We start from the raw sequence: 23,811 nt of genomic DNA, 5'->3' as shown, positions 1-23,811 counted from the left end.
GTCGCTATGCGACATCTTCCCCCGACCGGGGGAAGTCTTTGCTCGCAGGCAGCGGTCGTCGAAACCCCATACAAAACAAAAAAGACAGCTATCAAAAGCTGTCTTTTTGTGGTGCAGTTACGCAATCAAAATCCGAACCATTTCCCTTTGCTTTGGATTCCTCTACTTTTTCAAAAGGAATGGTCTGTGTACCCTCTTTATAGTTAAAGGTAATCAAAACCTTATCGTCATACAGGTAAATCGAATTGATGAATGTATCCACCAATGCCTGCCGCTGATCTTTCTGGTTCATGTTGAGCTTACGAAACCGCAGCAGCCAGAAGCGGATGAAATCTTCCGTGACCTTGGGTTTTGCCAGCTTTTCTTCCGCAATGCGGGCTTCAAGCTCACGCTTGGTTTCTTCGAGCTGTTCCAACCGCTCCTTGGTGGAACTGGTCAGGATACCGGCCTGAATCGCATTGAGCATATTCTGGATACCAGATTCCGCATCTCGAAGCTGTTTCTCATAGAGGGGAATGTTGGTGTTCTCCTTGTTTTGCAGCTCCATGACCTTGGCGATGATGGATTCCATGGCGGCATCATCCCGGACAAGCTGCATGGTCTGGTTGACCACCAGATCTTCCAGCCACTGTTTGCGGACGGTCTTTTTCTTACAGCCCTTGTGCTTCTTGGCAGTAGCACATTTATAGTAGCGGTGAACTTCACCTGTCCGGCTTGTGCCGCTTTCGCCAAACATCAGCGCACCACAGTGACCACAGAACAGCTTAGTGGTGAGCAGGTAATCATCCTCTGCCTTTCTCCGGGCAGGAGCTTTCTTGTTTTTCAACATCTTCTCCTGCACCTCATTGAAAATCTCCACGGACACGATGGGCGGAATCGCATCGGGAATCAGGATGTCCCGGTACTTCAATTCACCAATATAACGGCGGTTGCTCAGCATATGCTGAATAACATTGAAGCTCATCGGCCCACCGCGCTTGTTTTTGATACCTTTTTCGTTCAGCCAATCCCGAATTTCTCGCATGGTCTGGCCGTCGTTGTACCGCTGGAAGGTTTCTGCTACAAAAGGTGCGGTGAGAGGGTCAATTTCAAAGCGGCGGTCTGCATTGATAGTGTAGCCGAAAGGGATAGCACCGCCAGAGAACTTGCCTTTCAGGGCGTTTTCCGTCATGCCGCGAATGACCTTTTCGGACAGGTCAGCGGAATAATATTCCGCATAGCCTTCAAGCACCGATTCCAGAATGATGCCTTCCGGGCCATCCGAGATGACCTCGGTAGCCGACATGAGCTTGACACCGTTCTTCTTCAACTGGGTCTTGTACCGGGCACTGTCGTAGCGGTTTCGGGCAAAGCGGTCCAGCTTCCAGACCAGCACAATGTCAAACAGCTTCTTGTCGCTGTCTTTTATCATCTGCTGAAACTCCGGGCGGTTGTCTGTCTTAGCAGAGATGGCACGGTCAATGTAGTGCTTGACGATGGTGATGCCAGTCTTTTCCGCATAGGCCGTGCATTCACGAATCTGGCCTTCAATGGATTCTTCGCGCTGGTTATCCGATGAATAGCGGGCATAGATTACGGCGGTCATGGCAGGCACCTCCCATTTACACATCATTGAACGGTGGAGTGTTCTTTTAAAGCAATGTTTCGTATAATGGATATACCATGTTTTGATAGGAAAATCAAGACTTTTTAGAATTATCTTGCAGAGATATCTTTTTCATTAGTAGTCGCAATCGAGTAATTCTAGGGCATCCGGCTGGTACGCTGTACAAACGCCTCCCGTGTCCAACTTATACATTTCCTGTAATCCACCCATCCTCGATCCGAATGACCTGCTGCGCCTTCTGCGCAATTTCCGGGTTATGCGTGACAACGATAAGCGTTTGTCCAAACTCCGCAGCGCATTCCATCAGCAGCCGCATCGTATCCTCGCCCGTCCGCGTATCCAAATTTCCAGTAGGCTCGTCTGCAAAAACGATGCGCGGTTTTGCGATGAGTGCACGGGCGATCGCCACCCGCTGCTGCTGTCCACCGGAGAGCTGCGCGGGGCGGGAGTGCAGCTTGCCCCCAATACCCAAGATTCCGGTCAGCTTATGGAGCATCTGTTCATCCGGCGCTCTATGGTCGAGATAAAACGGGATCAGAATATTATCCTGCACCGTGTACTCCGGGAACAGCCGGAAGTCCTGAAAAATAAAGCCGATCTTTTGCCGCCGCACCTGTGCCAGCTGCTCCGCATTCATTACATAAATGTCCTGACCGTCCAGCAGCACCTTACCGGTGGTGGGTGGCAAAAGTCCTCCCAGAATTTTCAGGAGCGTGGATTTTCCGCTGCCGCTGGAACCGATGATGGACGCAAATGTACCGTTTTCAAGGGTCAGGTCGCTATTTCTGAGGGCATGAACAGCGCTTTCTCCTTCCCCGTAGGTTTTGGAGATCTGCACTGCTTCCAGAATTTTATCTTTCATAAGATATCCCCCTTGGATGCTTTTTTACGAATAAAGGAGAAGATCGGCAGCAACGCTGCGGACAGCCAGAACACCATCAGCAGAATGCTGACCATGATCTGACTTCCAACAGGTTTATGGAACGCATACTCCCGTCCGCTTGTATGGATACGGATCAGGTCGAGAATGCTCTGGATCGGAACGATACGCGAAACTGCCGCATAGACAACGATGTTCACAAGCAGCTTTGTCCACTTTCACAATTTTGACGTGAAAAGCGCAAAAACAATTGACTTTCAGGCAAGCTCCATGTATTCTGAACACAGAAAGCCAAATGGTTTTTTCCCATAAGGCGCATAAAGCAAAAGACATAACAGGAGGTTTCATGTTATGAAAATGACCCGCCGTGATTTTTTGAACGTTTCTACTGCGGCTGCGGTGGTTTGCGCAGCTACACTTTTGCCCGTAGAGAAAGCCGCAGCCGCACAGCAGACGCTGGCTGCACAGAACCTTCTGGAGCAGGCGTATCTGTACGCCTTTCCGCTGGTGATCATGGATGCTACGCGGACGGCTTCCACAAACACCCGCACAGCTACAAGCAACAAAGCCCCCATCAACCAGTTCATCCATGCGGAAAAGCTGGCAGATGCAACGACCCGTGCCGTGGTTACGCCGAATGTGGATACCATCTATACGCAGGCGTTTCTGGATGTCGGCGCAGAACCAATGATCTACGGCGTGCCGCAGACCGACCGCTTTTTTAATGTACAGGTGCTGGACGCGTGGACAAACACCGCCGCTGTGCTGGAAACGCCGGGGCTTTATGCCATTACCCGTGCAGACTGGCAGGGCGAACTGCCGGAAGGGGTGCAGCGCATTGATGTGCCTACCACGATGGTCTGGACCATTGCCCGCATCGTGCTTTCCGGACAGGAGGACCTGCCCAACGTCCGGGCTATTCAGGATAAGATGCAGCTGATGCCGCTTTCCGCCTATCAGGCGGGTGGATGGACCGCCCCCGCAGGCAGCTATGACCCTGCCAATGACTTTGTGCCGGTAAAGCACGTTCTTGCTATGGACGCAAAGGAATTCTTTGATACCGCCAATCAGCTGATGGAAACCAACCCGCCCGCTGCGGCAGATGCGCCGGTACTCCGGGAGCTTGCAGCACTGCATATCGGCCCCGGCGAGAAGTTCGATGACAAGGCGCTGGGTCTGTTCAGCGGGCTGCGCTGGAAGCTGATGCTGCTCCAGCTGAAGAAAAAGCTGCTGAGCGAATCGAAGGGCTATACGCGCCAGATGGGTCAGTGGACCTATTTCGGCGACCCCATCGGCAACTTTGGCACAGCATATACCTACCGTGCCATGGTTGCGCTGCGGGGTCTGGGTGCCAACACCACCGATGTTGCCATCTACCCTAAAACAGATGTGGACAGCACCGGCACAGTCCTGACCGGCAAAAAGACCTATACGCTGCATATCGAGGCAGATCCTCCCACACTGGAAAAGGGCTTCTGGTCGGTGACCGCCTACGGGGAGAACGATTTCCTCATTGAAAACCCCATTGACCGCTACTGCGTCAACGACCGCTCCGGTCTGCACCGTAATCCGGACGGCTCGATCGATATCACCCTTTCCAAAGAGGCACCGGCGGACACGACCAACTGGCTGCCGGTAGGAGAGGGAGATTTCCACCTCTTCCTTCGTATCTATAAACCGGATGCCGCCGCACTGACAGACTGGCAGCCGCCGGTCGTCCGCACAAACTGATCCGTAATAAGGAGGATCCTGCTATGAAAATGACCCGTCGGAATTTTATTTCAGCTTCGGCTGCTACAATGCTGGCGTGCGGAGTATCCTTGTCTGCACATGCAGCCGGAAGCGAAGCCGAAAATAATAGCCTGAACTTTATCGCTGATTTCTTCAGCGACCCTTCAAAGCCGGGGACGACGCAGGATGCGACGAGCTGTACCGCAGAAAAAAATGCGGAGTGGTACAGCAAACTGGATTTTTCCGACCGGCAGGAATTTGACAATGCAACGCGCGGCCTGCTGGACGATCAGGAAGGCAGGGTCATTTACAACGATGACGGAACAACGGCGTGGGATCTGCAAAGCTATGGCGATCTGGATTGCGATGCGCCGGATACGGTCAACCCCAGCCTGTGGCGGAATACCCAACTCAACGCCAAAGCCGGTCTGTTTGAAGTATGTGACGGCATCTATCAGGTGCGCGGCTTTGATATGGCCAATGCGACCTTCATCCGCACCAACCACGGCTGGATCATTTTTGATGTCCTGATGTGCAAAGAAAATATGCAGGCAGCAAAAGCGTTGATGGAAAACCGGTTCGGACCGCTGGATGTCAAAGCTGTGCTGTACAGTCATAGCCATGTGGATCACTTTGGCGGCGCAGAGGGTGCGATCGACCGGAACGATGTAGCGGACCCCAGCCTTTCCATTGACAAACAGTTTGCCTCGGGCAAAACGGTCATCCTTGCACCGGAAGGATTTTTGAAACACGCCATCAGCGAAAACGTCTATGCCGGCATCGCAATGGCCCGGCGTGCGCAGTATCAGTATGGTACAGTGCTGGAAAAAGGAGAGAAAGGAGCACTCTCCATCGGCATCGGCATGGGACAGTCTACCGGTACGGTGACCCTCATCGCTCCTACCTACGAGATCGGGGAAGATGTTCCAAAGCTGACCATCGACGGGCTGGAGATCGAATTCCAGCTGACCCCCGGCACCGAAGCCCCTGCCGAAATGAACGCCTATTTCCCGAAGTACCGTGCCCTCTGGATGGCCGAAAACTGCACCGGCACCCTGCACAACCTCTACACCCTGCGTGGCGCACAGGTGCGGGATGCCAACGATTGGGCGAAGTACATCATCGAGGCTGACCAGCGCTTCTGTGACAAGACCGACGTGGTGTTCCAGAGCCACAACTGGCCGCACTGGGGCGAGGAGATCCACGAGTATCTGTTGAACACGGCTGCGATCTACAAGTTCATCCACGACCAGACCCTGCACTATATGAACATGGGGTACACCTCCAACGAGATCGCCGCCATGATCTCGTTGCCGGATGCGCTCGAAAAAGTCTGGTATACCCGCCAGTATTACGGCACGCTGCCGCATAACGCCAAAGCCATCTACCAGAAATATCTGGGCTGGTACGATGCGAACCCGGTCAATCTGGACCCGCTCCCGCCCAGCGAAACAGCAAAAAAGATGGTGGAGTATCTCGGCAGTACGGAAGCCGTTCTGCTTCGGGCAAAAAAGGACTACAACAAGGGCGAGTATCAGTGGGTGGCGCAGATCACAAAGGAGCTGGTCTTTGCAGATCCATCCAACCAGAAGGCGCGCAACCTGTGCGCCGATGCGCTGGAGCAGTTGGGTTATCAGGCAGAGTCCGGTGCGTGGCGCAATGCGTATCTGATGGGCGCAGCGGAACTGCGGAACGGCAATCTGTCCGGGCGTGCCCGCACGGCGAATGGTCTCACCAACAGTATGCGCGCAATGACGGTCTCCATGCTGTTGGACTATATCGCCATCCTGACCGATGCCAACGCTGCGCAGAACGATGACCTGACCCTGAATTTAACCGTAACGGATGAGAACGAGCAGTTCTATGTCACCCGCAAGAACGGCGTGCTGCTGACCTATCCGGGCGAGAACCGCCCGGATGCGCAGGCGTCCGTTACCTGTCGGCGGCTGCAACTGTTTGCTCTGATGACCGGTCAGCAGGCGGGTCAGGTCCAGATCACAGGCGATGCCACCGTCCTGAAGCGTCTGCTGGCGTATGCCTCCAAGTTTGAAAAGACCTTTAATGTGATCGAACCGTAAAACTGACCCCGCTTTTTAGCTTTGCTTCAAAAAACCGGGCTTTTGATAGCCGGGTATGTCAAGAGGGCTGGCACTGCCAGCCCTCTTTTTTGTGTTGTTTCTGCCTTACGGCACGCTTATAGTGGTCTTTCGTGCTTTTTCACTGATAGCCAGACCGTTGTTTTTGCCCCGCAGGGGGGCTACCGCCATGGGCTAACCGCGCCATTGCCGAGTATGACCGCGCTGTTCACGTTATTCTTGCTTGATTAAATATGAATGCTCCATTCAATTAAGACTACTGTCTATGGTACAATGATTATACGCAATCGGACTTTTACCGTGAAAGTTCGATTGAACTGCGAGAATTAAGAGTTTTTCTAAAACACAGTGTTGCTTTCCACTTGTACTGTGTATGTTTTGCCTATTTCATGTATTCATTCTCCTAAAGTGTTGACACCTTGCAGAGAATATGCTATTATTTCCGAAAGTCCCACTGATTTTGTGGATTGGTTACAAGTCATCCACAAGATGTGGTCGTGTTCATTTTGAACACAGCCACAGAAAGTGGTTGGTTATCACCGTGAGACCCACCACTTCAGTGAGGGAAAGTCCGCAAAAGAATTTACCGCCCCGCAACACATCCGATCTATTTTGCCGCCGATTCACCCGACAAAATCATCGCTGCGCTGCGTGGGCGGTATTTTTCTTTTTCACAAATAAAATCTTATGTGGTTGTTCAATCTTCCAAAATTTGTTTTCGGTTGTTGACTTCACAGCTTCAAAGTGTTGCTCTTGTGCTTGAAAGAAGCAGGACGTAGTGTCCGCACTGCGCCCGGCTTTCTTCATACTGTACCTTGAACCCTTCATAAGCCGTCTGAACGTGATACTGTGCCACGACCTCACACTTTCTGTGAGCGAGCCGGAAAACGCCGCTGCACAAACAGGGGCAGGAACTTCGTTCGGAGCAAACGGCGATCAACATACACGAGCAGCGGAACTCTCTACTTATTTTTGCGTCTTAACAATTCGGAAACAACTCCCGGAAATGCGTTTTGAGCGCAGCGGTAGAGGGCAAGAACCGTCCCGTGGCCACAAATTTTCAATTCTTGAAAATTTCCTGTCCATCCGGGACTTCACTTCTCAAACTCTTGCGAGTTTTCCAAGTGATCTTGTTGGGGCGTGCCTGCCCCAAACCCTGCCGAGTAACAATAAAGTTCATAATTGTTCCATGGACTGAGTATAACACATCCTTCGACGATACACTACTCCTCTTTTTGCAAAAATCCAATTATCTTTGGTGACCTGTCATGAGATGCAATTATTTCATGTCGTTTCACCAATCACTTGACTTGGTTTGAAAAAACACAGAGCATATGATACAATAGAACAAATAATGTTGTCTACCAAGAAAGGAAGTGTCTTTCCATGAAAAAAATCCATAAGTTCTTTTCTAAAGATTTGCTCCATATTCTTGGTGCTGTTGGGATTTTTGTTGCTTTTCTGATTTCTATCGCCTATAAGCAAGTTGGAATCGGGGCACTCATAGCTGCGTGGCTTATTGCTATGGCAATTATCGGGGTAGCATGGATTACAGACATCCGCAAAGCAGACCTGCTGAAAAACGGAAAGATTGTTTCCGGAAAAGTTAATGCAGTAAAAAGGGTTCACATAAAATTCCACATGAGTACCTATCACCTTGCTGATGAAGATGTAATTTATCCTTGGGTGATTCGGTACCAATACAAGATTGGAAAAGACACTTATTATGGACAGTCCCATTGGTTTTGGTTCAAGCCTCTCGTGAGCAAGGGAACACCTATAAAGGTGACTATTGACCCTCAAAACCCAGAAAGAAGCATTGTTGCTGCATGGGAAAGTTAATAGATTGTTTCTTTCCTCTATGATAACGGAAATTTCAAAGGAGCGTAATCTCCTTTGGCACACGACTTTGGAACAAAGTCTAGTGTGTTACACCTCGATAGAGGTGTGCCGCTCCCAGACACAAAAAGTCCCATGGCCAACACCTCGGCGGTGTGGTCATGGGACTTAATGCTTTTTAGGCCTAGCGGAGTGAACAGTAACCAATCCTGACATCCAGTTGCCGTGTCATTTGTTGAATACTGTTTTACGAACAGTCTGCGGACGTGAAGACCCACCATTATATCATCAGCTTCGACCCGAAGGACGCAGTAGAGAACGGCCTGACCATGGAGCGGGCGCAAGCCCTATATGCAGAAGCCCCGCGATTGGCGTGAGGGCATGAAGCACTCCAGCACAGCCCAGACCATGCGGCACTTGCGTGTTGAGGTCATGGAGCTGTGCGAGGGTGCCGGACTGTACCAGATCGACCTGCTCAACGGCTCGAAGGAGCGTGTGAGCGAAGCCGAGTATTGGGCGCGTAGGCGCGGCCAGTTGAAACTTGACCGTGAGAACGCATCCCTTACCGCAACCGGACAGCATCCCCGGCAGAAGAAGTTTGAAACCGTGAAAGTCGCTTGTCGGGGCGAGGCCCCTCCATTTGCTGCGCAAACCGCTCGGTCACTCAAAAGCCTCACTGGGGCTTTTGTTGCTTCGCAAACGCGAACTTTGCGGAAACAGATTTCTTCGGTGTTGTACCGCACAACGAGTTTTAAAGAATTTTCCGATAGGCTCATGCAGCAGTACGGCATCACGGTCAAGGAAAGCCGTGGGCAGCTCAGCTATCTGCCCGCTGGCAGAACGAAGTTTATCCGAGCGAAACATCTCGGTGACAAGTTCGATAAGGCAGCAGTGCTTGCCACGTTGCAGGCAAACGCCGAACGCAAACCCAAGGCGCAGTTCAAGCAGGATACCATCGGGAAACTGATCGACATCCAGTCGAGAATGACCGAGGGCAAGGGCATCGGCTATAAGCGTTGGCTCACGAAACACAATCTCAAAGTTATGGCACAGACCGTGAAGCTTTTGCAGGAAAAGGGCTTGACCGACGAGGACGCCCTGAACCAGCGCATCACCGAACTGGAAACCAAGTATCACGACGCACTGGCAGTGGTGAAAGACCTCGAAGGACGCATGAAAGCCAACAAAGAGCTGCGCTATCACGTCGCAGCCTACACCAGTACCAAGAATGTTGCCCAGCAGTTAAAGATCGCCAAGCGCCCCGCAGTCTTTGAGGAACAGCATCGTGCAGAGCTGACAACGTACCGGGCGGCAGCAGCCTATTTCAAGGCAAACAACATCACAAAGCTGCCCAACCCGAAAAAGCTGGAAGCCGAGTATGCGCAGCTGGCATCCGAAAAGGCAAAGTTCTACGAGCAGTACAAAGAAGCCAAAGAGAAACTTCTCAAGCTGAAAACCGCAAAGCAGAATGTTGCGTCCTTTTTCCGGGAGGAAGAACCGGCGCAGCAGGAGAGATAAAGGAGTGTGCGAATGATCAACCTGAAAATCGACCCGGAGTTCCAGTCCCAGATCCCTCCTCTGACCGATGATGAATTTAAACAGCTTGAAGAAAACATCCTCAAAGAAGGCAAGCTGCTCTCTCCTTTGATTGTCTGGAACAATACCCTTGTTGATGGACACAACCGTTATGCCATCCTCCAGAAGCATCCTGAGATTTATTTCTCCACCACGCCGCTCCGATTTGAGAACCGCGAAGAAGCCATTGCGTGGATTTGCCGGAATCAGTTGGGACGGCGAAACCTGAGTCCCGAACAGAAACGCTATCTGCTTGGGAAGCAGTACGAAGCCGAGAAGAAAGCTGCAAAAATCTTTCGGGGCAATCAGTACACTTTAGCAAAGAAAAGTGGGTGCCTCGGTTCTTCGTGCCAGCCACTATACACGAGGCATCGACATTGCAGATAATCTCTCTCCCGGCATCAAGCAGAAAGTCTTTTCCGGCGAAGTGAAGTTTACCAACGAAGAAATGTCCAAACTCGTGCAGGCAAGTGCCGAGCATCGTTCAGATGTCCTTGCTCAAATCCTGCACCCAGAGGCATTGGAAGTGTTGGAATCTGCCAGCGCAGAATTTGAACCTGAAAAAGCGGAACCCGTTCCCATGCCCACACCACAAACAGAAGAATTTCGGTGCTATCAAGTACCGGACGAGTTTATGAAGGTTTACAAATCTTTGAGCCGTGCGACCGAAATGATGAAAAACTCATGGAAGAAAACGCTCAAAAACAATCCCAGCTATTTCACTGACCCGGAAAAGCAGAAGGTTCTCCGCTTCGCAATGCAGCGACCTGCTAACTACCTGACTGAAATCGAAACCTATCTGGAAAAGGCTCTTGCAGAAGCCCTTGAAGAAGAAAAGACCGCATAACGACAGGCACTTGTAAGCCATCAACGAGCCACCAGCCGCAAGTGCAGGGCGGAAAGCATCCGCGCCCTTGCGCCTGATAAAAAATGGAACTTTGATTTTCTTGCCCGGCTTTGCTGCGGTGGGACGATCAAAGGAGCGTGCGTTTGAACAAAAAGAAAAAGTCCACAAACATTTCCCCCTATCCCGATGAAGTCATCGACCGTCTGGCACGGGCATTCTACCCGGCCATCCTTGCCTGCTGGAACAGCGAGGAAGGCCAGAGGGAGTTTGCCGCGTGGCAGGCAGAGCAGGCTCATCATGCAAACAACGAAAAACAGGAAGTTCCCACTGGGGAACTCCCTGTTGTACATATCGCTATCGTCTGTGGTCTTTTGCAGGGTGCGTCCGCAGGGCGCATCCTGTTTTTTATTTTGTCCTTAATCTTCTAACCCACGGCTCCCAGCCGTATTTTTCAAATATTCTTCCGGCTCGCCGTTTAGAATCAAATCTGCATAATGCCATTCTTTTCGGCATACGCCGTGCATTCCTGGATCTGGCCTTCGACGGATTCTTCGCGCTGATTGTCGCTGGAATAGCGGGCGTAGATTACAGCGGTCATAGGAGGGCCTCCCTTCGCTCTGGATGGGGATGGATGTAACCGTATTGCATTTCGTATAATATATACCATATTTTGTGTCCTATTGCAAAGCTTTTGAGTGCCGTCTGGTGGTGTTCTTTTTGAACACTACCTGTTCTTGTACACCAAAGGCAGATGTTCGGCTGCCCGCCGTTATTTTTGGTATGACTTTCTTTCAAAACAATACGCTTCTTTGACATTTCGCTGTCAAATATGATACAATAAAAACACTTTGAGAAGGCGAGGGGAGGCAGCAGCGATGAGCGAAGCAAGAGCGATGGGTTCTCTGGCAGACAGGCTGCTCAGTTTTGTGAGCACCACACCCGAACGGGACGCAAACTATGATATCGCAGTGACTCTGCTCAAGCATTACCCCCAGCTCAAAGGGATGACTCTCGGCCAGATCGCGAACCTGTGCTATACCTCCAAGGCGTCCATCTCACGGTTTTGCCGCTTTCTGGGGATGGACAGTTTCAAAGCGTTCCAGGCCTGGCTGGAGCAGGACTTCACCATGAGGACCGACTATTCCCGACAGTTCTACACCATGCTGCACAACAATCAGGAAATGGCCATCGGTTTCTATCGAGACGCGCTGATCAGCAACATCTATGCTACCATCACGCCTGAAAACGCCGAAGTCATCCCCGACATTGTGCGGGTGTTGCACGGCTGCGGCAAGGCGGCCTATTTCTCCCACCACTTTTTGTGGGACATCGGCCACTACTTCCAAAGTAAAATGATGATTATGGGCCGCTATGTCGAGCTGTTCATGGATTATGCCGCTCAGCTGGAGTGCGCCCGCAGCCTGACCGAAAACGACTTTGCCATCATTTGCAGCGTGGGCGGCAGCTACCCGACTCGTTACCCGGACATCTGTAACGCAATCATTTCCAGCGGCTGCAAGGTTCTGGTCATCACCCAGAACCTTGCCAGCCCCTATTTGAACACCGCCGATTTCATCCTGCAATGCGGCACCACCAACCGCAACGACGTGGGCAAATATGCAGCCCTCATGGCCAACGACCTGATCGTCATGGGCTATATGCAGGCATACGATAAAGCGTTCCAGTAAAGCATAGCAAAAAATACAGCAAGGCCGCGAGGGTTAACCGCCCTGCGGCCTTTTTGTTTTGTCAAAGCGCACAAAAAACGATAAAAAAGTTTTTCGCTTTTCAGAAATTGAAACATGCGCTACCAATCTGAAATGGCGCACTTGTATTTGCAACCAAATCAAGTTCCAATTATGTTATAATTTTAGTGCAAAGAGGAAATCAGACTGGCCAGTCGTGAAAACCTTGGTATTGAAACAAATGAAGCAAGAACCAAAAGCAAAAACTGTAACTTTTTCTTTGTAGAGGACAAAACCATGAAACGATTACTCATCCGTGCTGATGACCTTGGCTACTCTGAAGGCATCAACTGCGGCATTGCGGCGGCGGTAGCAGCCGGACTGGTGCGCTCAGTGGGTGTGATGACCAATATGCCCGCAGCTGTCCACGGACTGGGGCTGCTGTATGGCCGCCAGCTTTGTCTAGGGCAGCACACCAACATTTGTGTGGGCCGGCCGTTGACTGACCCCGCTCGCATCCCCAGCCTCTGTACGCCGGAAGGAGAGTTCAAACCCAGCCGCGCCTACCGAGAGGCCGCCAAAGAAGGCCGTGACTTTGTGGTGCTGGACGAGGCGATCGAGGAGATCGAAGCCCAGTATCGCCAGTTCAAAGCCTTGACCGGCCGCGAACCGAGCTATTTTGAGGGACACGCAGTGGCCAGCGCCAATTTCTTTCAGGGATTGGAAATCGTTGCCCAGCGGCACGGCCTGCCCTACTTTGCGATGGGCCGTCCCGGCGAGGCAGTAACCTTCCGCCACACCAAAGTGTACGCCTATATGCCAAGAGATTTTAAGGCATACGAGACCGCCCCCTTTACGGGCGTGCAGGACGCGGTGGCAAATGCTCACGAGGGCGGGTGTGACTTGATGGTCTTCCATCCGGGTTATATCGATGCCTATCTGCTGGACCATTCCAGCATGACGACCACCCGTTTACGAGAAACTTCTATGCTCTGCCGGCCCGAGGTACGCGCCTGGCTGGCGGAGCAGGATGTTCAGCTCGTCACTTACGATGATTTGACTTAAAATAGGAGGAATCAGTATGACAGACAATAAAAAGATCGCCGAGCAGGTTCTGGCGGCGGTAGGTGGAGCGGCCAATCTCAAGGATGCCACCCATTGCATGACACGCCTGCGTCTGTATCTGAAAGACGACAGCCTCCCCAAAGACGATGAGGTGAAAAAGATTTCCGGTGTGCTGGGTGTTGTGCGCGGCGGCCAGCAGTACCAGATCGTGATCGGCACCAATGTTCCGAAAGTGTATGAGGAACTGTGCAAGCTGGCAGGCATCAGCGCCAGCGCCGCCGTCAAGGATGATGCTGCTGCCGTCCAGGATGCCGCCATCACCAAACGGAAGCTGACCCCCAAGCAGGTGGGTAAGAATATCATGGGCTATCTGGCAGGCTGTATGACCCCCATGATCCCGGTGCTGCTGGCCGGAGGCTTGTTCCGTGCTGTCAACTCTATCTTTGGCCCCGACTTGTTGGGACTGTACACCCTGGAGAGCAACTTATATATCCTGTTTGATTTCTTGTACGATGCGGCGTTTTACTTTATGCCTATTCTGGTGGGTTACAATGCCGCCAAACAGCTGGGTGTCAACGGTATGCTGGGTTCTTTCATCGGCAGTGTTCTAATGGTGCCCGATTTCGCGGCTTTTGCCACCAACGGTCAAACGTTCACGGTCTTTGGCATCCCTGCTACCGTGACCAATTACGCCCAGACTGTTCTGCCTGTTATGCTGTCGGTGCCCCTGTTCTGCCTGATTTATAAACTTGTCAAAAAGTTCATGCCCGACCTGCTGACGAGCGTTTTTACCCCGTTCTTCAGCCTGATTATTTCCATGCCCTTTATCCTCTGCCTGCTGGCACCTCTGGGTACCATTGTGGGTAATGCCATCAGCGGCGGTCTTGCCTGGTTTGGCATGACCACCGGCTGGTTCGGCGTGGCTGTCATCGCCGCTCTGTGGGAGTTCCTGGTTATGAGCGGTATGCACCTGGCTCTGATGATGCCTATGATGGCCGATTTCTTCGAGACCGGCATCATCAGCGGCCCCATGAATGCGGGCAACTTTGCGACTTGGGCATGCTTCGGTGTGGCTCTGGGCGCAGCGCTCCGCCTGAAAAATAAGGATGACCGCAGCACCTCCTTTGCAGCCTTCGCTTCTGGCATTCTGGGCGGCGTCACCGAACCCACTCTGTATGGCATCTGCTTCCGCTTTACTCGTTGCTTTGTAACGATGGCCGTTGGCGGCTTTGTGGGCGGCGCCATCGCCGGCATATTCGACCTCAAGGGATATGCAATGACCTCCCCCAACTTCCTGTCTCTGCTGGGCTATGTGGGTGGTACCAATGCCAACATTGTGGTTGGCGTGGTAGCCTCCTTTGCTTCTCTGATCGTGGCAGCTGTTCTGACTTATCTGTTTGGCTTTTCCCAAAAAGATTTGGAGAGCGTTTGACTGCGTGATACCATAAAATCAAAAAGGCTGGTGTTATCGACTTGACGAAACAAATGATTTTCCCCACCAATTTCCTCTGGGGCGCGTCTACCAGCGCCTTTCAGGTAGAGGGCGGTTACAACGAAGGCGGCAAAGGCGTTGCCACCACCGATCTGGGGGCACGCCGCCCCGGCATCGCCGACAACAAAGTGGCCGCAGACCATTACCACCACTGGAAAGAGGACGTGGATCTGATGGCCGAGCTGGGCCTGAAGGTCTACCGGATGGGCTTTGCCTGGAGCCGCATCATGCCGGATGCCACCTGCACCCCCAACCCCGAGGGGCTGGCCTTTTACGACAGGCTCATCGACTATCTGTTGGAAAAAGGGATTGAACCGCTCGTTACTCTCTATCACTTCGAGTGTCCGCAGGCGCTGGTGGACGCCTTCGGCGGCTGGCTCGACCGCAAGATGATCGACGCCTATCTGAAATATGCCGAGGTCTGCTTTACCCACTTCAAGGGCCGCGTCAAGCGGTGGGTCACAGTGAACGAACAGCTCATCGCCACCGCCGCCGGCATCATGAACGGCAACTTTGAGCAGGACAAGCAGAAGAACCTGCAGAACATCTACCAGATGAGCTATCATGTCTCGCTGGCCGAGCACCGGGCTATTTCGCTGCTGCGGCAGATTGACCCGGAAGCCCAAATCGGCCCGGTGTGTGCTATCCAGGTGGTCTATCCCCAGTCCAGTCGCAGCGAGGATGTTCTGGCTGCCGAGAACGCCGAAGAACTGATGGAGTTCTACCTGCTCGACCTGAGTGTCCGGGGCGAATATCCGCCCTATGTGGCCAGCTACTTAAAGAGTCATGGACTTTACCCCCAGACGCTGCCCGAAGATGCAGCCGTGCTGAAAGCCTCGACCCCCGACTTCATCGGCATCAACTATTATTTCAGCATTTGCGCCAAAGCCAAGGAGGGTCCCGTCAACTACGACCAGCCGCCCTTCTGGGTGTCGGACGCCTTCGACATCTGTGATAATCCCCACCTGCGCAAAACCGAGTGGATGGACAAGGGCATCGACCCGATGGGCCTGCATATTGGGATGCGCAAGGTCTATAATCGCTACCGTCTGCCCATGATCGTCACCGAAAACGGCATGGCCTATAGCGAAACACTGGGCCCGGACGGCCAGATCCATGATCCCTACCGCATCGAATACCTCAAAGAGCACATCGAACAGCTGGCCATCATGATTGACGAGGGACTGCCGGTGTTCGGCTATTGCCCCTGGAGCTTTGTAGACGTGGTGTCCAGCCACCAGGGCTTTGCCAAACGGTACGGCTTAGTCTACGTGGACCGCACCGAGACCGATCCCAAGCAGTGCGCCCGGGTGAAAAAGGACAGTTTCTACTGGTATCAAAAAGTGATCACCAACAACGGCCTGACAGAATAAGCCATCACCTATTTTCCCCGCAGCCGTGCGGGCAACGTCCTGCGCTGCCTGCATGGCTGTTTTGTTGTTTGAAAGGAGTTTTTGTATGCATATCGCATTCGTATCGCTGGGCGCCTTCGGGCACATCAATCCTACCCTGGCCCTCGTCACCGAACTGGTGAAGAAAGGCGTCCGGGTGACTTATTTCACCACTGAAGCCTTCCGCACTATCATCGAGCCCACCGGGGCAAAGTTCGTCGCCGTACCCTCCTGGATGGCGGAAAACGACAAGCATAATGAGGACGGCGAAAAGAAAGAGGATGACGGCGGAGTGGCCGCCGCGGTGCCCTTCCTGTTCTTAAACGAGGCAGGAGCCTACATCGACACTGTGCTGGACACCCTGAAAAACGACAAACCCGACGCTGTCGTCCACGACTTTGCGGGCATTGCCGGCACAATCGCGGCGGACAACCTCAAGGTTGCCAACGTCATGCTCTACACCAGCTACCCCTCCAACGACAGCTACTCGGTAGCCGCCGGGTTCGAGAACTGCCCGCCGGACCACCCTCTGCGCAAAGCCGCGGCGCAGTTGGCCCAGACCTATGCCGAAAAATATGGCTGCCGCCTGCTGACCGTCAAGGAAATCTTCGACGGCCACGGGGACTTCAACCTGGTCATGATGCAGAAAAAGTTGGTTCCCAATTACGAGACTTTCGATGACAGTTTCGTGTTCACCGGGGTACAGATCGGCAAGCGGACCGCCTTCGGCAGCTGGAAGGCCCCCGACAACGGCAAACCCCTGCTGTACTCTTCCCTGGGCACCGCCTTCAACAACTGGCTGGAGTATTACCCTATCCTGTTTGACGCAGTGCGGGACCTGGACATCAACGTCTTTGCCGCGCTCGGCTCCATCGACCCCGCCAGCCTGAAGGACATCCCCGCCAACGTGGAAGTCGGTCAGATGGTGCCCCAGCTGGATATCCTGTCCCAGGCGTCGGTGTTCATCACCCACGCCGGCATGGGCGGCACCGGCGAGGCCATCTACTACGGCGTGCCCATGATCGCCATTCCCCAGATGGAAGAACAGGCTATCACCGCCCGCCAGATCGAGAAGCTGGGCCTTGGCTGCGCCTTTCCGGATAAAAACGCCATCACCAGCGAGGGACTGAAAGCAGCTATCTTCAAGCTGCTGATCGAACCTTCTTATAAGGAGACGGCCCACGCCTTCAGCGAGGATATGCGGAGCCTGGGCGGGGCCAAGGCATCGGCGGAAGCCCTGCTGGCCTATTTGAAGCAGTAAGAAGGTGACGTGATCGAGGGCAACTGGTTTACGATGCAGTGTGCCCGCCCCTGCCACGACACCCTCTATTCAAGTTTAGAGGTGGCCGAAAAATTATCCGCTGCCGAACAGGGCGGCCATGTGCCTACAGAGTTGGTGCCGCGCTGTCCCAAGTGCGGAGGTCCCATGGACATCCACATGGGCGCGGGTCAGAGAATGATTCCGGATACCGCTGCTCAGGCACGGTTCCAAACCTTTCTGAAAACCTACCACGGGAAGAAACTGGTGGTTCTGGAGCTGGGCATTGGCTGGCGTAATCAGCTGATCAAGGCTCCGATGATGCGCTTGGTGGCCAGCGAGCCAAACGCCACTTATGTGACCATCAATCTGGGGGAGATCTATATTGCGGACAATATCAAAGAGAAGTCCTTCGGACTGGACGGGCGGCTGGATGAGCTGCTGCCTGCTCTCCGGGAGGCGTGCGAGGCATAACGATTTACGTATTTTCCGGACATAGCAAAACCTCCTCGTGTAGTTCTATTATCCTACACGGGGAGGCTTTTTTCTATTTTCTACTTTTTATGGATCGGTTCAATTTTTACACCTCTCCGGAGGTTTATGCAACTATTGGGATGACTCCAAAAAAATGCTGGACAACACCAGCTCAAAATGGTATTGTCCAGCATACTTCATGTTTGTGTCCTTTCTGCCTTACGGCACTCTTACAGTGGTCTGTCGTGCTTTCTTATGATAAGGTTTGGGACGCTTTTCGATGGAAGCAAGGGATTCGTTCTGTTTTCCAAAGAATACAAAAAATCCGAACCCTTCTCCTATCGAGAAAAGGTTCAGATTTTCATGGTTTGGTGCGGATAAGAGGACTTGAACCTCCACCGAGTTGCCCCGATTAGAACCTGAATCTAACGCGTCTGCCAATTCCGCCATATCCGCATATTCTGTTGGTACGGATATTACTTTCTCAGTCAGGTTTCGTTATGGAATTCCAACCGTTTTTCACGTTCAGAGGTTTTTGTTCATCTTCCCGGCGGGTTTGACCCTCGTAAGACTTTCTCAGCTTTCACTCGTAAAACTCCAAATTTTCATAGGGGTTATCTGAGCCGTTCTCTATGAAAACTCGTTCTGCTCTTAAATTTATCATACCGGAAATTTTATTAAAAGTAAAGTGGATACGCTTAAATAGTTCAGCTTGAAGAAAGAGCAAGGAACCAATGAGAGTCTTTCATAAGCTGAAAACCAGTTTTAAGAAAGCGATTTCTCGTTTTTAAGTGATTTTTTAATAGCAGTTTAACGCCAAAGGGGCACCAGCGCTTTGAATGCTGGTGCCCCTTTTCCCTATTAAATCGAAAAATCAGGTCACGTCTTGGAGGTGATGATAGGTACACGTTTGATAGTTCCTATGTCGTCTTTGAGCCAGTCCGTTGTAATCTCAATCTCCATGTTGCCCTTGCTATTTTTCTTACTCTGAAAATGGATGCCTTTGCTCGCAAATGCAGCTTCGTACTGATGGAGTGCCCTGCTCAGGTGGTTTGCTTCTTTGGGATACGTCCGGGGATTGTAAATTTCCTCCGTCATATTTTGCTGGCTCATGAAATCCTTGAGCGACTTATAAAGCAGGCTCATCGTTCCTTTCCAGTAGCCCTCATCTTCTTCATTCTTCAAAAAATCTTCCACGAGAGAGATAATCATGGCGTTCTGACAAGTGATCTCCATCTGGCGGGTCTTATTATCCTCCAAAACTTCATTGAACTTCTTGCCCAGCCCCGTTTTCATCGCTTCAGCTACTGCATATCCAAAAAGGTGGAAGTCTGCCAGCCGCTGTAATTTTTGAAGTTTGACAGTCGGCAGGATTTTCATTGCCTTCGAGTACAGGTCAAAGATACCGCCCAAGATATACGGTAAATCAGCAGAAAAGTCTTTCCAGAACGTCATATCGCTGATACGGGAAGTATCCTTGATCAGCTTAGCGGTAAAGAACAGTACACGCTCTGCCAAATCAGCCTTTTGAACAAAGGGCGAGATACCGTTCAGACACATACCACGCTTGATATAAACGCTGTTGATGGTGTTATCCGTATACTTCATACGGTTGGAACTTGTTACACCTGTAATCGCCGCGCAGAGAAAATCGCTCTGTTTTTTGCTGATACTGGACAGGTTATCAAATGCGAGATAGTAGTCCTGATTCAGGCGTACCCGCAGGTCGTCAATCGTATCCGGGAGCGTTTCCAATTCATTGGAAGAAGGGTCGATGATTTTCTTGATGATTCTGGAAAGGGTGCTCTTACCGGAGCCGTTTGTTCCGTTGATACTGACAGACGGGAAAGTGATGTCCGGGTTGAAGCAGGTGACAAGATAAACCTTGAGCAGGAACTTTTCCTCTGGCGAGAGGTTCAAATAGCGGTCGATTCGGTCAAGTCCCTTCTTTCCGCTGCCGTGAATAGGTGTTACCTGTTCGATTTCATCCGCGCCTTTCAGAAACATCGGGTAGGCATTATCTACGATTCGCCAGCCTTTTTCATTTACTACAACGCACTTTCCATTCTGTAAGTCGTAAATCACCGATTTATCGCGTGAAGCGATTCGGTACTTTACCTCTTCCAACGGAAGTTCCATCGCATGGCTTTCCGTATACTGTAAGCAATTCTGGACAACTGCGTCTGGCGGAAACTCTCCAACTTCATCCTTGAACATACTTTTGAGCTTGATTTTCAGCCGATTGTCGTTCAAATTGTAGGCTTCCAGTTTTCCGTTTGTTTTGGGGATATGAATAAAGAATCCGTTCTTTGTATGGGAGATTCGATACCGCTGAATCATTTCCAGAAGGATGTCCTCCTGCTTTTTCTTCGGCTCCTTGTTTTCCTGATTGACCACTGCATTTTCCGCTGTCTCTGTAGATTTTTTCTTTGCCATAATCATTTTCCCTCCGGCATCGTTTTTCTTTTAGTCGGTTGATACAACCTTTCTGAATAAAGTGTATGCAACTATCCGGCGATAAATGTCAAGAAATGGGATAACTGGAAAATGACCTTAAAATGTAGAAATCAACAGAAAAGAGGTGCGGATTTTTATCTCCGTACCTCTTTCGTATGTTGGATTGTTCAATTCTGAATGCTTATTTGCTCTTGAATCTCTGCCAGAGAGCCAGCCAGTCTTCCATATCCTTCTCGCTGACATAAGGAAAGCCAACCGGCGGCTCTACTCCGTACTCCTTGAGCGATTCCCTCAACGTCCGTACTTCCCCCATCAGCTTTTCCCGGCGTTTCTCCCGCCGGGCTGAGGGCTTTTGCTCCGGTTCAGAAAAGGCTTCGTTCTGCGCCTGTACATATTTTGAATGCGCCCATTCATTCCGATACTCCCAGACCGCCAAACGTTTTTTCTTGGGAACAGTCTTGAACTGGTTAATACGGTCATACTCCGCCAACGGGTCAAAGACAGCGACTGTCCCGCCATTTTCAAAATCGAAGTCGTTCCATACGCACTCGCAGCCTGCGCCCTGAATCGTTCCCGCCAGCTTTCCGCAGGTAAGACAGGGCGTTTTCATCGGGAGAATCTTTATCAAGCCGTTGATTCGCTTACAGTAAATACAGCCGTTTTCGTCTGGATAGAGAAAATGTATTGTATCCATCCCGCTGTCCTCCTGCTCAGGCTAGCGCGTGTCCAATCAGGCTTTCCGCCCACTTCCGGAGTTCTTTTTCGAGTTCTGGTGTCTTGGCGGTGATGACGAACTCCTGACCCCGGCAAGCGGAGTTCAGCTCTGCGTGACCATTTACCAGCACGGGGGTATTCTTACCCTGCCAAGAAATGAAGATGTCACGAGAGGCGCAGAAAGCAGGCAAATTCCAAAGCCGACGGTTCGGCTGACCCGGTTTACTGAGAAGGAGAGAATCACGGTTCTCGAACACGCCGTAGTCCGTAGCGAGGTAGAGGCGGTTGTCCGGGTGTTCCGTACTCGCTGCGTGCGGGTGCCACGGATAAAGCTCTTTGATTTTATCCTGGTCTTTCAGGATTTCGCTTACCACCATATAGCCATAGATGATATGCTGGATGGGCGCGCCCTTTACAAAATGGAGCGTTCCATTTGGAAGTGCTTCGGTCTTACGGAACATTCCATAGAACAAAAAGACATCGCCTACGTCTACGCCCTGCCCATCCAGATGCTTTGCCGGGATTTCGTACTGACCAAAAGCAGGCTTCCACCCGGCGTGCGTATTTTTTAATACACCGTAAATATCCGGGTCAAGGTGACAGAACGGATGCTTCTGAAAATCAAAAGTCGGGTGAATCTGCTGGATAATTTGCTGATAAGTACGCCCCTTATAGACCAAATCTCCATAGGGGACACCGCTTTTTTCGTTTGGAATAGGAAGGGACAAAAGCGTGCCGTCCGGTAAAATCGGGCTGGGGATGCCACCCGCTCTGCTGTCCATTCCTTTTCGGCTTAAAACGACCTTCATAAAACTCGCCCTCCTTTTGTATGTTACCCTCATAATAGCATAGCCTTGCAAGAAAAGCAACTATAAGCCTACGAAAATACAGCTTTCAGCATATTACCACTGATGCCGACGAAATGTATCATTTTCTTATGCTGATAGCTGTATTGAGGAGTGCGCTTATGGATTATACCAGACTGGGAAAACGTATTAAGGAAGAACGGCTGCGTCTGAATCTTACCCAAGAGAAGCTTTCGGAAAAAGTGGGTATCTCTACCGCTTATTTAGGTCAGATTGAACGTGGTGAGCGTTGTATTACGCTGGACAAGCTGATTCCTCTGGCGAATTATCTGGGGGTGACAGTAGATTTTCTCTTGACGGACTATATTGTAACCGATGAAGATAACAACCTGAATATCCTTACTCAGCTTTTTCGTGGAAAGACGGTAGAAGAAAAAGAACTAGCTGTAAATATGCTGAAGCTCTTATTCTCCTATACGGACGGTAAGATTTGATGCCTGCCGGAGGTACGGAGATAATTTTCCGAAAGTAAAGCTTTGGGGGTCTATTTACCTTGCTTCGCAAGGCTGGTGCCTACAGGCGACAGTTTTTCCATAGCGAGATATAGTGAGAACGGCAACAGTTTTATAGGGCTAGGCTTTCTGACTTTCAGAGTTTCTAAGTTTTCTAACTTTATTTTATCATTCTCTCTAGTCCCCAATTTACTACATAAAAACAACAGAAAAATCTTTTCTTAAGCTGCGCGTTAGCGCAGCCTATTTGAGTGGATAGGGCGTTCCGTTAGGATAAGCCCGTTATCCACTCAAATAGCCTATGTAAACCCGAGGGTTTACTTAAAAAGAAGCAAAAACTTTTATATTACCTCCGTACCTCCGGGAATCATTTTCCAAACCCGATTTTTCCAGCAGTCCGAACAGTCCCCAGCGTATCCAGCGGATTAAAGCTTGTATAATCCTTCGTCAGGTCACGACCAAACATATTTACATATTCTTTTACAATATCCAGATTACTATGACCTAAAAGCTTTTGAAGGCGGAAAATATCTCCACCATTCAGTATCCAGCGCTTCGCAAAGGTATGACGGTACAGGTGAGCTGAAGTCTTGGAAACTCCACGCTTTTGATTATACTTCGCCAGCATTTCCTGATAGGAGCGAATATCACCCTTTCCTCCATACGAGTTACAGAATACATAATCGTCAGGGGAGCCTTTCCGGTAGGTCAGGTATTCTTTCAGGATCACTTTCAGGGAAGAAGCCATAGGCACGATTTGAGCCTTGCGGTTCTTACACTTGTTCAGTTGAATCGTTTCATTCTCAAAATCAAGGTCTTTGATTTGAAGGCTCAGAACCGTAGAGATACGGTTTCCAGTCGCCAGAAGATAGTTGGAGAACACCCAGGTCTTATATTCGTTGAACTCGCAGGTTTTTACATTCGGCTTTTTGAGAAGTTTCTTCAGTTCGGTATCCGTGTAGGTTTCCTTGATACGCTTATCCGCTTTGGGGAGTTTGATTTTGAAGCGCTGGAGATACCCTTCTTCCATCAGATAATAGCAGAAACAGCGCACTCCCCTCATATAGGACTGAACCGTGATGTCGTTACAGCCCCGGTTCTGAAGATAGAGGATAAAGCCTTCTAAGGTATCCTCCGTGATGTCAGAAGCCTTTTTATCCGGGTCGCTGAGGTATTCCCTGAAGAACTTGAAGTGGACAGTATAGATGTTCAGCGTTTTCTCAGACAGATTCTTAGCTCTGCACTTTTCCAAAAAGTCAGCAAAGGCATCGGTCAGCAGGGCATCTTCCGGTCGGGTCGGCTGCATTTTGATTTTTTCCATAGCGGGTTCCTTTCAGCAAATAAAAAACACTCGTCGGACTATTCGCAGAGAACGAAGAAGTT

At 51.0% G+C, this 23,811-nt stretch carries 20 protein-coding genes, 1 tRNA gene and 1 pseudogene; 13 read left to right on the top strand and 9 right to left on the bottom strand.

What is annotated here, in order from left to right; all coding sequences use genetic code 11:
- Positions 1–91: 91 nt before the first annotated feature.
- From DXB44_RS06335 to DXB44_RS14390, 3 genes are all read right to left on the bottom strand, one after another.
- The gene (locus DXB44_RS06335) at positions 92–1,585 is read right to left on the bottom strand and encodes a recombinase family protein (RefSeq protein WP_118658128.1); all 1,494 of its coding nucleotides are present in this window, start codon (positions 1,583–1,585) and stop codon (positions 92–94) included.
- Between the two features lie 205 nt (positions 1,586–1,790).
- Positions 1,791–2,468 (bottom strand): ABC transporter ATP-binding protein, encoded by a 678-nt coding sequence (locus DXB44_RS06330; RefSeq protein ID WP_118658127.1) that lies wholly within the window; start codon positions 2,466–2,468, stop codon positions 1,791–1,793.
- Positions 2,465–2,686 (bottom strand): hypothetical protein, encoded by a 222-nt coding sequence (locus DXB44_RS14390; RefSeq protein WP_147366397.1) that lies wholly within the window; start codon positions 2,684–2,686, stop codon positions 2,465–2,467. Before DXB44_RS14390 ends, DXB44_RS06330 begins: the two co-directional genes overlap by 4 nt.
- 151 nt (positions 2,687–2,837) lie before the next feature.
- Here DXB44_RS14390 and DXB44_RS06325 point away from each other — a divergent pair, with 151 nt between their 5' ends.
- The 6 genes and pseudogenes from DXB44_RS06325 to DXB44_RS06300 all read left to right on the top strand — a co-directional run bounded on the left by DXB44_RS06325 (position 2,838) and on the right by DXB44_RS06300 (position 11,002).
- Positions 2,838–4,217 (top strand): DUF1254 domain-containing protein, encoded by a 1,380-nt coding sequence (locus tag DXB44_RS06325; RefSeq protein ID WP_243111064.1) that lies wholly within the window; start codon positions 2,838–2,840, stop codon positions 4,215–4,217.
- Positions 4,218–4,306: 89 nt separating this feature from the next.
- Positions 4,307–6,295 (top strand): alkyl sulfatase dimerization domain-containing protein, encoded by a 1,989-nt coding sequence (locus DXB44_RS06320; RefSeq protein ID WP_243111063.1) that lies wholly within the window; start codon positions 4,307–4,309, stop codon positions 6,293–6,295.
- Between the two features lie 1,404 nt (positions 6,296–7,699).
- Complete coding sequence (locus DXB44_RS06315) at positions 7,700–8,155, top strand: DUF3592 domain-containing protein (protein WP_015537049.1); 456 nt, start codon at positions 7,700–7,702, stop codon at positions 8,153–8,155.
- A gap of 348 nt (positions 8,156–8,503) precedes the next feature.
- A complete protein-coding gene (locus tag DXB44_RS06310) occupies positions 8,504–9,670 on the top strand; it encodes a relaxase (protein ID WP_243111061.1) in 1,167 nt (388 codons plus the stop codon).
- A 12-nt stretch (positions 9,671–9,682) separates the two neighbouring features.
- Positions 9,683–10,574: pseudogene (locus tag DXB44_RS06305) on the top strand (hypothetical protein).
- 137 nt (positions 10,575–10,711) lie between these two features.
- Positions 10,712–11,002, top strand: coding sequence for a transposase (locus tag DXB44_RS06300; protein WP_118658126.1), 291 nt, complete (start codon positions 10,712–10,714; stop codon positions 11,000–11,002).
- Between the two features lie 53 nt (positions 11,003–11,055).
- On the opposite strand, the gene DXB44_RS06295 is transcribed toward DXB44_RS06300, so the two are convergent.
- A complete protein-coding gene (locus DXB44_RS06295) occupies positions 11,056–11,172 on the bottom strand; it encodes a recombinase family protein (protein WP_243111059.1) in 117 nt (38 codons plus the stop codon).
- A 277-nt stretch (positions 11,173–11,449) separates the two neighbouring features.
- Between DXB44_RS06295 and DXB44_RS06290 the strand changes: the two genes are divergently transcribed.
- From DXB44_RS06290 to DXB44_RS06265, 6 genes are all read left to right on the top strand, one after another.
- Positions 11,450–12,262, top strand: a complete 813-nt coding sequence (locus tag DXB44_RS06290; RefSeq protein ID WP_118658125.1) for a MurR/RpiR family transcriptional regulator — start codon at positions 11,450–11,452, stop codon at positions 12,260–12,262.
- A 294-nt stretch (positions 12,263–12,556) separates the two neighbouring features.
- Positions 12,557–13,324 (top strand): ChbG/HpnK family deacetylase, encoded by a 768-nt coding sequence (locus DXB44_RS06285; RefSeq protein WP_118658124.1) that lies wholly within the window; start codon positions 12,557–12,559, stop codon positions 13,322–13,324.
- Between the two features lie 16 nt (positions 13,325–13,340).
- A complete protein-coding gene (locus tag DXB44_RS06280; RefSeq protein WP_118553856.1) occupies positions 13,341–14,756 on the top strand; it encodes a PTS transporter subunit EIIC in 1,416 nt (471 codons plus the stop codon).
- A 41-nt stretch (positions 14,757–14,797) separates the two neighbouring features.
- On the top strand, positions 14,798–16,189 hold the full coding sequence (locus DXB44_RS06275) for a glycoside hydrolase family 1 protein (RefSeq protein WP_223449893.1): 1,392 nt from the start codon (positions 14,798–14,800) through the stop codon (positions 16,187–16,189).
- An 85-nt stretch (positions 16,190–16,274) separates the two neighbouring features.
- Positions 16,275–17,468, top strand: a complete 1,194-nt coding sequence (locus DXB44_RS06270; RefSeq protein ID WP_158581879.1) for a macrolide family glycosyltransferase — start codon at positions 16,275–16,277, stop codon at positions 17,466–17,468.
- A gap of 9 nt (positions 17,469–17,477) precedes the next feature.
- Entirely contained in the window at positions 17,478–17,939 is a 462-nt protein-coding gene (locus DXB44_RS06265) for a hypothetical protein (protein WP_243111057.1), read from the top strand.
- 369 nt (positions 17,940–18,308) lie between these two features.
- On the opposite strand, the gene DXB44_RS06260 is transcribed toward DXB44_RS06265, so the two are convergent.
- The 4 genes from DXB44_RS06260 to DXB44_RS06245 all read right to left on the bottom strand — a co-directional run bounded on the left by DXB44_RS06260 (position 18,309) and on the right by DXB44_RS06245 (position 21,919).
- Positions 18,309–18,395: transfer RNA gene (locus DXB44_RS06260), tRNA-Leu, on the bottom strand.
- A gap of 423 nt (positions 18,396–18,818) precedes the next feature.
- Positions 18,819–20,375: a hypothetical protein gene (locus tag DXB44_RS06255; RefSeq protein WP_147366395.1), complete on the bottom strand. Its 1,557-nt coding sequence runs from the start codon at positions 20,373–20,375 to the stop codon at positions 18,819–18,821.
- 202 nt (positions 20,376–20,577) lie between these two features.
- Complete coding sequence (locus DXB44_RS06250; RefSeq protein ID WP_118658121.1) at positions 20,578–21,090, bottom strand: hypothetical protein; 513 nt, start codon at positions 21,088–21,090, stop codon at positions 20,578–20,580.
- 16 nt (positions 21,091–21,106) lie between these two features.
- Complete coding sequence (locus tag DXB44_RS06245; protein WP_118658120.1) at positions 21,107–21,919, bottom strand: hypothetical protein; 813 nt, start codon at positions 21,917–21,919, stop codon at positions 21,107–21,109.
- Positions 21,920–22,077: 158 nt separating this feature from the next.
- Here DXB44_RS06245 and DXB44_RS06240 point away from each other — a divergent pair, with 158 nt between their 5' ends.
- A complete protein-coding gene (locus DXB44_RS06240) occupies positions 22,078–22,410 on the top strand; it encodes a helix-turn-helix transcriptional regulator (RefSeq protein WP_118658119.1) in 333 nt (110 codons plus the stop codon).
- 385 nt (positions 22,411–22,795) lie between these two features.
- On the opposite strand, the gene DXB44_RS06235 is transcribed toward DXB44_RS06240, so the two are convergent.
- Complete coding sequence (locus DXB44_RS06235) at positions 22,796–23,749, bottom strand: tyrosine-type recombinase/integrase (protein ID WP_118658118.1); 954 nt, start codon at positions 23,747–23,749, stop codon at positions 22,796–22,798.
- Between the last annotated feature and the right edge of the window lie 62 nt (positions 23,750–23,811).

The sequence above is a fragment of the Faecalibacterium sp. OM04-11BH genome (assembly GCF_003482185.1).
Classification (GTDB): domain Bacteria; phylum Bacillota; class Clostridia; order Oscillospirales; family Ruminococcaceae; genus Faecalibacterium; species Faecalibacterium tardum.
The sequence above is the reverse complement of the archived record's forward strand: the minus strand, read 5'-3'. Positions and strand labels throughout refer to the sequence as shown.